This window comes from Pseudohalioglobus lutimaris, from assembly GCF_002866825.1.
Classification (GTDB): domain Bacteria; phylum Pseudomonadota; class Gammaproteobacteria; order Pseudomonadales; family Halieaceae; genus Halioglobus; species Halioglobus lutimaris.
The window spans coordinates 324,223-336,658 of the sequence record NZ_PKUS01000002.1 but is presented as its reverse complement, the minus strand read 5'-3'; the positions used below and the strand labels follow the sequence as shown (position 1 = coordinate 336,658).

Here is a 12,436-nt window from a genome sequence, read left to right as displayed (position 1 = left end):
TCTATAATTTTGGTTTGATTCAGGGACGGGTATCCGATAAATGAGCGACGGTGACTTCAAAAAGTACGAGTGTGTGATCTGCGGATTTATTTATGATGAAGCAGAGGGCCTGCCTGATGATGGCATTGCCCCGGGTACACGCTGGGAAGATATTCCGGAGGACTGGGAGTGCCCGGACTGCGGCATCTCGAAAGCGGATTTTGACCTGTACGAAGAGTAGGGTTGCCTCACCGGGTAAACGGTCCCGGCTGTATGCGGTCCTGTATGGGCCGGTAAAATCGGTTAGACTTGCGATCAAATTTCCTGTGGATCAACAGTCATGAATCTTATTGCCGAACGTCTTGACGCGGTGCGCGCACAGATGGCCACCAGGGGGTACGAGGCACTGGTCGTTCCCCGCGCTGATGAATATCTCGGGGAGTACATTCCCGCACATAATGAAAGACTGCGTTGGGTGTCCGGATTTACCGGGTCTGCTGGCACGGTGGTGGTACTGCGCGACCGCGCGGCGATCTTCGTAGACGGCCGCTATACCGTTCAGGTACGTAATGAGGTCTCCGCGGACCTGTTTGAATACCAGCACCTGATTGAGGTCCCTCACATCGACTGGCTGACCAAACAGCTCGGTGCCGGTGCCAGGGTCGCCTGTGACCCGCGCATGCATAGCCTGAGCTGGTACCGTGATGCCGCCCGAACGCTTGAAGCATCTGGCCTGCACCTGGTTGCGGACACGGACAACCTGATCGACTACTGCTGGCACGATAGACCCGACCCGGCAGTCAGTCCTGCCTTGCTCCTCGACGAGGTATATACCGGAAGCTCCTGCACGGAAAAACGCCAGCGTATAGCAGCGCTGGTGGCCGAGCAGGATGCCGATGCCGCACTGGTGTTCGCACCCGACTCGGTGAGCTGGTTGCTCAACGTGCGCGGCACGGATATACCCTGCATGCCCGTATTGCAGAGCTTCGCCATGCTCGAGCGCAATGGCGAGGTCACTGTTTTTGTCGATCCGGGTCGTGTCCCGGATGGGCTGGCTGCACATGTCGGTGAAGGTGTGCGCCACCTCCCGGAGTCCGCAGCCGCCGAGGTTCTACAAACCTATTCAGGAAAGCGGGTGCTGGCCGACGCGGACAGTGCCAATGCCTGGGCCCAGCTCACATTGGAGGCGGGCGGCGCAGAACTGGTCGCCGGGGCGGATCCGGTGCTGCTGCCCAAGGCGTGCAAGAATGCAGTGGAAGTGGAAGGGGCGCGAAATGCACATCGCAAGGATGCAGTTGCGGAAGTGCGCTTCCTGGCATGGCTGGATGCCGAAGTCGCCGCCGGTCGCTTGCACGATGAAGCGGTGCTCTCCCAGACCCTGGGTACCTTCCGTGAATCGGGCGAGCAATATCACGGGCCCTCATTTGACACGATCTCTGCAGCCGGCGCTAATGCTGCAATGTGTCACTACAATCACCTCAATGTGCCGTCGCCGGGAAAGCTGGCCATGGATTCGGTCTACCTTGTCGACAGTGGTGGTCAGTACTCTGACGGCACCACGGACATTACCCGCACTGTGGCGATTGGCGACCCTGGCGCTGAAGTGCGGCGCATGTTCACGCTGGTATTGAAAGGCCACATTGCGCTTGACCAGGTGCGGTTTCCCGCGGGCACCACTGGGAGCCAGGTCGACGTGCTGGCCCGTCAGTTTCTCTGGCGGTCGGGTTTTGACTACGACCATGGCACCGGCCATGGCGTCGGGGCATTCCTCAGTGTGCACGAAGCGCCGCAGCGCATCGCCAAGGCGCACAACCCATGGGCCCTGCAGCCGGGAATGATCGTCAGTAACGAGCCCGGGTATTACAAGGACGGTTGTTACGGCATACGCTGCGAAAACCTGGTGGTGGTGCGTGAGGCAGACGTGAACGGGGACGTTCCCGTGTTTGAATTCGAGGCGCTGACCCTGGTGCCCTTCGACCGCCGCTTGCTTGATCTGTCGCTGCTCACCCCGGCAGAAATTGACTGGATCAACGGCTATCACCAGTTGGTGGCAAAGGAAGTGGCCCCGTCACTTGGCGGCACTGATTTGACCTGGCTGGAACAGGCCACGCAGCCGCTGTAGACTGGCGTCTAATAACAATTCTAACTGGAGCAACATAGCATGGCTGCAGCCGGCGGCGAGCACTGGTCTTCCCGATTCGCGTTTCTCATGGCCTCCGTAGGCTTTGCCGTGGGCCTGGGTAACATATGGCGCTTTCCCTATGTGACCGGCGAAAATGGTGGTGCCGCCTTTGTCATTATCTACCTGGGCTGCGCTTTCGGCATTGGCGTCCCCATCCTGATGGCGGAATTGATGGTTGGCCGTCGCGGGCAGGGCAGCCCAACCAACGCGATGGCCACGGTAGCGCGCGAAAACAAACGATCTGAACACTGGCGACTCGTGGGTGGAATGGGTCTTCTGGCGGCATACACGATCGAAATAGTGTATGCCGGCGTCGTCGGTTGGGTACTCTGGTACCTGTACAAGGCGATTACCACCGGCTTCGTTGGCGTAGATGCGCAGATGGCAGAGGCTGCCTTCGGTGGTGTCCTGCAGGACAATATGGGCATGCTGTTCTGGACTCTGGTGGGGCTGGCCATAACCGGACTGATCATATACTCCGGTGTAAAAGATGGTATTGAAAGAGCCGTTCGAGTGATGATGCCTGCGATGTTTGTGCTCTTGCTGGGGCTGGCGACCTACAATTATTTCGCCGGCGGGTTCAAGGAGGCATTGCAGTGGTTGTTCACCCCTGATTTCAGCAAGATCGGGCCGACGACGGTGCTGGCTGCTATCGGCCAGGCCTTCTTTTCCATCGGCGTGGCCATGGGCGGTATGATGACCTACGGCTCGTACCTGCCCCGTTCCATATCCATTGGCCAATCCGTGTTGATTATTGTCTGTGCGGACACCCTGGTCGCATTGCTGGCCGGTCTGGTGATCTTCCCCGCGGTCTTCAACTACAACCTGGATCCCGCCGCCGGGGCAGGGCTGATCTTTCAGACGCTGCCCGTCGCCTTCGCGCAGATGCCCGGCGGCTGGGGATTCAGCGTGCTGTTTTTCCTGATGCTCGCCTTTGCGGGCATTACCTCCATGGTCGGCCTGGTGGAGTCGGTGAACGCCTGGGTAGAGGAGCGCTTCGGGATCGCCCGGCATAAGAGTGCGCTGATTGTGGTGGGCTCGGTTGCCGTATTGAGTGTGATCAGCCTCATGTCCTACAACGTGATCGGTGACCTTGGGCTGGGTGGCCACAACTTCAATGACATCATGGACTACTTCTCCAATCAGATTCTGCTTCCCCTGGGTGGATTGTTGCTGGCGGTATTTGCCGGTTGGGTGATGAGCAGGGAGGCAGCCCGCGATGAGTTGCCTACCCTGGGGGAGAGAGGCTTTTCCGTCTGGTATTTTCTGATTCGCTTCGTGGTCCCGCCGGCCGTGCTGATCATTTTCGTGGTGGGTGTGACCGGCTGAGCACTAACTGAGGCTGTAGGGCCTAGAGAACAGGGGAAAACAGGCGGGCAATGGCCATAGCCAGGGGGAACCAGACGGGTTTGCTGTCGAACTCCGACAGTCCTACCTGGCGAGAGCGCTCCAGGTCCTGTTCCAGCATTGCTTGCACTTCGCCGGCGAACCCCGGGTCATTGACCAGCAGGGTTATCTCAAAGTTAAGCCTGAAAGACCGGTTGTCAAAGTTGGCGGTGCCGACGCCGGCGAGTTCGTCGTCCATCAGTAGCACTTTCTGGTGCATGAACCCGCCCTGGTATCGGTAGACCTTTCCCCCGCAGGCCAGCAATTCGCGGGTGAAGGACCAGTTGGCCATGGCCACCAGCGGGCCATCCGGTTCGTCGGGGATCATGATGCGCACGTCGACCCCGCGCAGTGCTGCCAGTTGTAAGGCTGCCATAATGCCTCTGTCGGGAACGAAATAAGGACTGGCTATCCAGATCCGGCGCTCTGCCGCCACGATGCACTGGTGGAACATCAGCCCGGCTTCCTCGTACTCACTGGCAGGGTCAGAGGGGAAGACCAGCACGGTGCTTTGCCCCGGTGCCTCACGGCTGAAGTTCCAGTCCACCTCAAGATGGCTCTGGCTGGCCCAAAGCCAGTCGGTTGCGAAGGCCAGCTCGGCGCCCAGTACGGCGGGGCCCTCGACCCGGGTATGGGTATCACGCCAGTGGCCGATACGTTTGTTCAGTCCCAGGTACTCGTCGCCGACATTATGGCCTCCTATCCAGGCTTTGCGACCGTCGACCACCACCACTTTGCGGTGGTTGCGAAAGTTCAGCTGGAAGCGATTCCGTGGCCCCTGGGTGGTATTGAAAGGCGCCGCTTTTACCCCCGCCATGCGCAACTGCTTCAGCAAGCCGGACTTCTGGAATTGACGGCTGCCAATTTCATCATAGAGCAGGTAAACCTTGAGTCCATCGCGCGCTTTATCTGCCAACACTCGCCCCAGGCTGCGCCCCAGCGCATCATCGCGGATGATATAAAACTGAAACAGGATGTAGTGCTGCGCCGACGCCAGCCCATACTTTATGTCGTCAAAAGTGGCCTGCCCGTCCACCAACAGTTGCAGCGCATTACCCCGTGTTGCTGGCATTCTCGCAAGATTTAACAGACTGGTATGCATGGGGCTGCCAGCGCTTACGGGAGCAAGGTGGTCCTGTATGTTGTCACTGGTGCGCTGGATCAGGCGCAGGGACTCCCGCTCGATTTCGTCGCGCTTTTCAAGGTAGCCGTCAAAGCGGTTACGACCAAATATAAGGTAGGCGGGCAAAGCGATAAAGGGGAAGGTAAGCAGTGAAATCGTCCAGGCCACCGCCCCCTGCGACGTACGTGATTTGAGAATGGCCTCGAGTGCGCTGATGATCGAGGCCAGGTACATAAGCAGCAGGCCAACACCAACCAGCTTTGCCATCAGGTCATAGTCCACGGCCTACTCCAGAAGTTGAGCTCGCAGTTTGGTGATGTCTTCCTGTGTCAACTGAAGTCCGGCCTCAACGTACTGGTCAAAACTACCCCAGCGCCGGTCTATTTGATCAAATGCAGCCTGTAGCCAGGGCTTCTCCACGCCCAGCAACACGGCGACCTTGTCCGCGACCTCCTCTCCTTTGAATAACTTCAACAGCAACAGGTCCCTGCTATGCGCATCGAGTGAGTATTGCTTGCTCAAGGCATAGTCATCCATGACTACCTCCTGTGGTACGCCCAGTATCCTTAGCAGGATAGCTGCAGCGAAGCCGGCGCGGTCCTTGCCTGCAGTGCAGTGCCAAACCACAGCACGCCCCTGTGCCTGCAGCACCGCCTGAATGAACTCGGCGAATTGGGGAGTAAAGTCGTCAGCAAACTGGCGATTAGCTGAAAGCATAAACTCCTCGGCATCAAACTCTGCGAGGCTGCCGTCATCAATGCGTGCGGTGATTTCATCAGCCAGGCCCATGGCGCCCCCGTCTAGCACTGGTATCTCGATCACCTTGAAAGGAAGGTCATCCGGCAACTGATTCGGCTCGGCTTCTTTCTCTGCACTGGAGCGCAGATCTATCAACGTGTCCAGCTCCATGTCCAGCAGTGCCTGCTGGTCCGAGCGGCTGGCCTCGCTCAAGTTTGCCGAGCGGTACAGGCTGCCCCATTTCACTGTCTCCCCCGCAGCGGTGGGGTAACCGCCAAGATCGCGGAAATTATCTATGCCCTCGAAGTTGACCAGCCGGTTTTCCGCACGCTGGCCCTCAGGCAACTGCACGGGTACCAGTACGGGTGTCGAAGGAATAAACTGGATAGCGGTCATGGCCACGGCGCAGACGCCGAATAACGCCCAGTAAACTGCCTTTTTGTGCAAAATACTCTCCCCCCAAACATCGGCATGCATTAGCCTGTGGCGAACGAGCATAGCATTGCCCGCGCCGCGGCGCATGGGACTTGCTGCCTACAGCCCCGCGGGGATATCACCTATACTGGCTGCGTGAGAACCTTGGAAAGACATTATCAAAATATTGACAGTTGCCTGGTCGTCATCGGCCGGGAGAGCGGTCTCGTTGTGGCGAGCTTTGGCAGCCTTCCCTTTGCCGCGCCTGAAGGTCTGGTCGGCCGGGACTGGCGTGACGCCCTGGCGATTCCCGGTGACAGCACGGCGGTAATCGAACGCGCGATCGCCGCTGGTGTAGCAGCATTCCTGCCCCCATTGATTGTCGGCGCCGGGGCTGACTCTGACTACCTGATGGGAGGCATGTTGGTACCCCAAGCCTGGGAAAATGAGCCCGCAGTCCTGCTTTTTTTGCGGCGCCTGTCACTACCCTGGGGGCTGCACACTGAGGAGCACATCGGGTTCGAGGATGTGGTCGCGGTATTGGGCGTCGACCATCTTGAGTTCAGCCCTGCCTGGGGAGTGCCGGAAACAGAAGGCCTGATGATGGAGCTGCGCTCGGGCCTGGAGCAGTTATTGCGCGATGGTGACTGGCTGGGTGTGCCAGAAGGGGCCACTATCACCGTCATTCTGCGCGGCCTGGAGCCTGAAGCGGCCCTGGATGTATCGCGGGCGCTGCTTTCGCATCTCCACCAGGGCCTTGCTGGCCTCACCGGCGGTGCGCAGTATGCTCGTGCCTGTATCGGGCTGTCGCAGCGCCTGCGGGACCAGGCCCCCATTACTGCCCTGGTGGCTGCCAATGCTGCCTTGTTACAGGCACAGGCCGGGGGTGATGAACGTATCCGTTTCTCCAGCCCCTGGGACCCACTTGGGCAGGCCGCGCGCGCGCTCAACGCCACTGGCGTGTTCCGCGATACCGCGATAGATGATCGTCACCGGCAATACCTCACCGACTTGCTTGGCTTGGCAGAGAACACACGGCGTATCGAGGATTTTTGTCAGGGTGCCCTCGCCATGACGCTGGAGCAGGGTGGGTTGTCGCTGGCAGCCCTGCTGCGGGTTGAGAATAATGGCAGTCTCGACATGCTCTGTGCAACGAAAAACAGTAGTGAAGGTGCACAGGTGCTCTCCCGCAGCCGTCTCCCGCGTGCGTTGAAAGCCACTCTTACCCGGCTGCAGGCTGCTGACCTGGAGGGCCGCGAGATACCGGTTGCCGAGGGTATGATTGCGCTACCGCTGCGCAGTCGCGGTGCGGTACAGGGCTGCTTGCTGTTGGCTGATGAACGCGCAGGGCAGGCGGGCTTTCGTCCTGGAGCTGGCGCCCTGCAGCAAATGGGAGAGCGCATCGCATCCAGTCGCCACGGTGGTGGCCCGCTCAGTGACCAGGCCTCGGTGATGCCGGTGGCCCGGGAAATGGAGAAGGGCATTGAGGGTTACGTGCTGGACAACATGGAGGGGGCGATAGACCAGGCCGTCTTTCTATCCCGAGTGGATATGCCGGTCGCGATAGTTGGCGAACGCGGTACTGGCAAGATGTATGTCGCCCAGATTATTCACTCGGAAGCGGGCGGTGGGCCGCAGGAACTTGTGCGCCTTGACTGTCGTGGCTTTCGCAACCGACGGGAAGCGTGGTCACGCATCAGCAAGGAACTGCAGCAGGGCACGGGCCGCACCCTGGTTTTCAAGTCGCCGCAGCTATTGCATCCGGAGATACAGGCCAAACTTGCCCGGCAACTGGCCTCACGAACCACTACAGAAGATGGCGCGAGCCGGTACCTGGCGCCTAACCGTTACCTGGCCCTGTTGCCCGATACCCCGCAGCGCCTGCTGCAAAAAGGTGACCTGGATGCCCGCCTGGCCAGTGTTTTTGCCGGTTATCCCATTATCGTGCCGCCGCTGCGCGAGCGCCCACGTGCAGTGCTGCGCTGGGCGCACAAGATACTTGAACAGGAGAGTACCCAGTCAGACCGCAGGGTGCTGGGCTTTACGCCGGATGCAGAGCAGGCTCTGCTGCAACACAAGTGGTCGGGTAATATCAGCGAAATGCGCGGCGTTATTCATGATGCGCTGGAACGCACCGATAAGGATTGGGTGACGCCGGTCGACCTGGGGCTATTCCTCGGGATCTCTGCCGATGGGCATACCGCGCCGCGAACGGATCAGTCCTTCCTGGAGTCCAGGCGTGAGGACTCCACCGATGAAGTCGAGTACAGGCCCTCTGTTGACGAAGAACTGCGTCTGGCTCTGGGGCAGGCTTTGGCGGTCTCCCTGGAGACGGATGTGCGTCGGCCGTTGGGTGCCTGGCTGGATGACGAAATTATCGATGCAGCGCTTGAACGTAGTGGTGGTGACACCAGGGGAGCAGCCGAGTTCTTACAGGTGCGAACCCGCAACGTCGGACGCTGGATTCCCAGGATCCGCGAGCGTGAGGCTGAACGCGAAGCCAGCCTTTTGTGGCAACCTGTTCGCGAGTTGGTGCACCAGTGGGTGCTGGAATCGGCGCCGGGAGACACGCCGGCCCAGGAGATGGGCGAGCAGATGTTGATGGCCCTGATACTCCAGCAAGGCGAGGCACTGAGTACGGCAGAGCGGGCAAAAATCATGGGTGTATCTACACCTACATACCAGAAACGTGTGAAGCAACTGATGCAAGAAGCCTAGAGAGGATTGCTGACTATGGCCGAGAACAGCCATCGTAAGTCAATAGAAGACTGCGCAGAAGAATACGCCAGTCTCGAGGAGCAAAAGCTGCCGCCCAGCCTGGGCTTTTCCGCGCGACTGAATATGCTCTGGGACCTTGCCGGTGTTGCGCCGTCCCAGTACGAGGGACGTGTGCTCGGGATAATGGCGATTAACACTGGCTGGCGTGAATCGGATATTCGCAAGTGGTTACAGAAGGATGTACTTCCCTCACGGGAAGACCTGCGCAACATGGTTCGTTTCCTTATTGCCCAACTCGATGAGGGGCAGGACGTGGAGCGCTGGGAGGCCTTTCTCATCTATGGGTCGCCCGTGGTGTCCTCGCCGGTCAATCACGCCATGTACCGCCGGGACCAGGCACGGCGCGAAATCGCCTCGCTTATCTTTGCCCAGGTTACTGAGGAATACGGGATTCCACCTTCAAGCTACGATGCTGACAAGGCGTTTCAACGCTGCCTGGGCCTGATGCACAAATTCAATATATACGAGAGCCAGGATTTTCAGCCCGGGCACCTCGAACCCTTCCGAAACTACATGTTCCCGGGCGACTGAGCCCTTCTCACCGCGCCGTTGCCATGCCCCTGGCATGGCACAAACCCGCCTTTTAATCCCCCTTTTGCCCCCACTCCCGGCGCTTTTGTGCGTTCGGTCACGAAATGTCGGCGGTTTCTGGAGAAAACTCCAGTTTTTGGTTGCTGCCTATGGCCTGTCCTCGAAATACTGTGACGGCATAACCCCATGTGACGTGACTCACAATACTGACTCCTAGTGAGGGCAAGATGAACGAACAACTCGAAGAAATGGACATCAGCGGCGTAAAGATTGCGATTGTCGATGATGCGAAGACCATCAGGATGATGATGTCTCATACCCTTAAGGGGATGGGCTGCGAGGTCGAATGCGCCGAGGACGGTTACAAAGCCCTGGGCATGCTGCGTCGCTTCAAGCCTGACCTGATCTTTCTTGATATCACCATGCCGGAGCTGGACGGATACCAGACCTGCACGCTGATACGCAACGCTGAGGATACTCGCGATACGCCCGTGGTGATGCTGTCATCCTCGGACGGTATCTTCGATATCGCCAAGGGGCAGGCACGTGGTGCCACCGCTCACGTGACCAAGATTCCGCCGGAGAGTGTTCTCCGCCAGTTGATCTTTAATCACACCAAACAGCGTCGAGCGGCCTGATAACGTGGCCTCTCTCGCCATTCAGTCGCTGGACGCACTGGAGCAACGCTTCCTGGAAGAAGCGGTAGAGGCTCCGGTGAAGCCCCCGGAGAGCATGCAGTGGGTGGGTACCTGCCTGAGCATAGCCGGCGTTCCCCTGCTTATTGGTGAGGGCGAGCTGGAAGAAATTATCGAAACGCCAAATGTCATGTCGATACCCGGAACCAAGCCATGGGTGCTGGGTGTGGGTTCGCACATGGGTGGGCTCATCCCCATCATCAGTGGCGATGTTTTTTTTCGCGGTCGCTCTTATGCGGGCCGTGTTCGTGACTACTGCATGGTGCTGCGTCGCCCGGGCTTCTACTTTGGAATTACCCTGAGCGGCCTGGAGCGTGACATGAAATTTCCAGTTGAACTGCGAGATATGGATACACCGGTTGACCCGGACTTTACTGAATATACCCTCGGTGGCTTCGCTGATCAGGAGCGTTTCCTGGCAGTGCTGGACATCGACAAACTGATTGCGGACGACGACTTGTCCAACGCCGCTGCGAACGACCCTGAGTTACGTGAGGAACTGAGCAATGATTAATAGCGATAAATTTAGCGCAGGTAAGATGCGCACCCTGCTGATTGGGCTGGGAATCGTGGCCTGCCTTGGTGGTGTTGCTTACAGCTTTTTCACCATCCAGAAAGAGTCAGGTGAAGAGGGGCAGTATGCGGCGGCGGCGGAGTCACTTTCCAGTCTCGCGCGCCAGGTAGCAGTGAGTTCGCAGGCCACCCGCAATGGGCAGGAGCAGGACTTTAATCAACTGGCGGAGCAGGTTAAACAGTTTGAGGCTCAGCTGACAGCAATTGATGCGCCTGAGCTCAACGACGAGATCAGCATGGTTGACCTTAACTGGCAGCCGATCAAACGCGCCGCCCAAACGCTGGTAGATGCAGCGCCCCGGGCGATATTCGTCCAGGGTGTGGCGGCGGAACTGGAAAAAAATATCAAGCCCATGCAGCGTGAGCTGTCTTCGGTTGTCACCGTGTTGCAGCGCCAGCGCGTTTCCACTGACACACTGATCGCTGCGCAGAAGGCGCCCTGGCTGCTGGAGCGCATGGCGCGCAATGTCGACCGCACGCTGGTCGGCGACAGTGACAGTCAGTTGGCCGCTGATGAATTCAGCTCCGACGCAGCTGATTTCTTTCGCATCATCGAGGGCCTGACCCGCGGTGACGAACTTATCGGCATCAACAAGGTAACCAGCACTTCTGCCATCGAGGCACTGAGCAACGCATTCCGGCTGTTCTCCGGCGTATCGACTTCGGTTGATCGTATCGCCGGCGCATCCACTGAACTGCGTCAGGCCGCCCTGGCCCGCCAGACCATTGTCGAGAACAGCGTGCCGCTCAATGACGCGATCGCCACTCTGCAGCCGGCGATCGCCAGCCTGGCAGTAGGCCGCCTCTATGATGCCGGTAACCTGCTCATCCTGTTCATTGCGCCCGGTTTGCTGGCGTTGGGCCTGCTGGTCACAATGATGCTGGGGCAGCGCCGTCGCGATGCCTATACCGCACGCGGTGTGGCCGATGTAAACGGTGTCCTCGAACAGCTATCCAAAGGAGACCTCACTGTCAGTGCGGCTGAAGACAACTCTGTGACCAGTGACATTGCCCAGGGACTGAATAAGGCTACCCAGCGTCAATGCCAACTGATACGTGATATACGCCAGCCCTTTGAGGCCGCAGTCGATGAGATTGACAGAATTGGCAACAGCGCACAGGCACAGGTAGAAAAAGGGCGAGAATTGACCCGCTCGGTAGTGGAGTCCACAGAAACTGCCACAGAGATGGTGCGCACCAGTGAAGAGATCAAGCAGTCGACAGCAGAAGCCGCAGACACGTCGGATCGCAACTGTAAGACAGTGACGCAGGGTTATGAGTTGACCAAGGACATGTCGAAAGCCTCGGCCGATGTGCGCGAGTCGGTGCAGGAAACGTCCAAGACAGCCAAGCGCCAGGGTGAGCTGATTCAATCGGTTACCGCGGCGGCGGAGTACATTCAGGCCCTCAACACCAAGATCTCGGTTGTTGCGATCAATACCCGAATCGAGGCAGAAAAAGCCGGTGAATACGGCCGACCCTTCCTTGGCATTGCCGAATCTATCGCCGATCTGTTACGTGAAGCGGAAGAAGAGGGTCGCAAGATTATCTCCGAGGTACGCATGCTGCAAAACATGTCAGCGGACAACCTGGCGAGTATGGAGAACACGGTTGGCACTGTTGTCACCATTCTTGAATACATCGATCGGCTGGATAGCTCACTCGAGGAAATCAACGCCGGCTCCGACGCGATCAGCGAGATTATTCGCAACGTCGATGAGGCCGCCGGGCAATCTGCCGTCAATGCGCTGCATATGAGCAGCTCGATGGCCGAGATTCGAGAACGTAATCTGGAAATCAGTGAACTCAATGAAACGGCTCAAAAAGGCGTGAATTCACTGCAGCGTTCCATGCGCGATGCCGCACAGAATCTTGGCCAGTTCCGTATTGAAGGAGACAGCGCCTACCAGGCAGCGGTCGCTACGGAGGGCGATGTGAGTGACCTGGAGAGCATTCGTGCCGCAACCCAGGTGTATCGCGAAGAAGAAATGAGCGCACTGGAAAGTGCGGAAAAAACACGAGCTTCTCTATAAAAGC

At 58.5% G+C, this 12,436-nt stretch carries 9 protein-coding genes and 1 pseudogene; 8 read left to right on the top strand and 2 right to left on the bottom strand.

Features of this window, described 5'->3' with window-relative positions:
* Positions 1–40 precede the first annotated feature (40 nt).
* The 3 genes and pseudogenes from C0039_RS03745 to C0039_RS03735 all read left to right on the top strand — a co-directional run.
* Positions 41–217, top strand: a pseudogene (locus C0039_RS03745) (rubredoxin); the annotation flags it as partial.
* 102 nt (positions 218–319) lie between these two features.
* Complete coding sequence (locus C0039_RS03740; RefSeq protein ID WP_076000458.1) at positions 320–2,101, top strand: aminopeptidase P family protein; 1,782 nt, start codon at positions 320–322, stop codon at positions 2,099–2,101.
* A 39-nt stretch (positions 2,102–2,140) separates the two neighbouring features.
* Complete coding sequence (locus tag C0039_RS03735; protein WP_076000459.1) at positions 2,141–3,490, top strand: sodium-dependent transporter; 1,350 nt, start codon at positions 2,141–2,143, stop codon at positions 3,488–3,490.
* Positions 3,491–3,512: 22 nt separating this feature from the next.
* Here the strand turns inward: C0039_RS03735 and cls are convergent, their stop codons facing one another.
* Positions 3,513–4,952: a cardiolipin synthase gene (gene cls, locus C0039_RS03730; RefSeq protein WP_084179633.1), complete on the bottom strand. Its 1,440-nt coding sequence runs from the start codon at positions 4,950–4,952 to the stop codon at positions 3,513–3,515.
* Between the two features lie 3 nt (positions 4,953–4,955).
* A complete protein-coding gene (locus tag C0039_RS03725; protein ID WP_165787032.1) occupies positions 4,956–5,855 on the bottom strand; it encodes a tyrosine-protein phosphatase in 900 nt (299 codons plus the stop codon).
* A gap of 132 nt (positions 5,856–5,987) precedes the next feature.
* Here C0039_RS03725 and C0039_RS03720 point away from each other — a divergent pair, with 132 nt between their 5' ends.
* From C0039_RS03720 to C0039_RS03700, 5 genes are all read left to right on the top strand, one after another.
* Positions 5,988–8,540: an AAA-type ATPase lid domain-containing protein gene (locus C0039_RS03720; protein ID WP_076000461.1), complete on the top strand. Its 2,553-nt coding sequence runs from the start codon at positions 5,988–5,990 to the stop codon at positions 8,538–8,540.
* 15 nt (positions 8,541–8,555) lie between these two features.
* Positions 8,556–9,131 carry a hypothetical protein gene (locus C0039_RS03715; RefSeq protein WP_076000462.1) on the top strand — a complete coding sequence of 192 codons (576 nt, stop codon included), beginning with the start codon at positions 8,556–8,558 and terminating at the stop codon, positions 9,129–9,131.
* 227 nt (positions 9,132–9,358) lie between these two features.
* Entirely contained in the window at positions 9,359–9,769 is a 411-nt protein-coding gene (locus C0039_RS03710) for a response regulator (RefSeq protein WP_076000463.1), read from the top strand.
* A 4-nt stretch (positions 9,770–9,773) separates the two neighbouring features.
* Entirely contained in the window at positions 9,774–10,340 is a 567-nt protein-coding gene (locus tag C0039_RS03705) for a chemotaxis protein CheW (protein WP_076000464.1), read from the top strand.
* On the top strand, positions 10,333–12,432 hold the full coding sequence (locus tag C0039_RS03700; RefSeq protein WP_076000465.1) for a methyl-accepting chemotaxis protein: 2,100 nt from the start codon (positions 10,333–10,335) through the stop codon (positions 12,430–12,432). Before C0039_RS03705 ends, C0039_RS03700 begins: the two co-directional genes overlap by 8 nt.
* Positions 12,433–12,436: the final 4 nt, after the last annotated feature.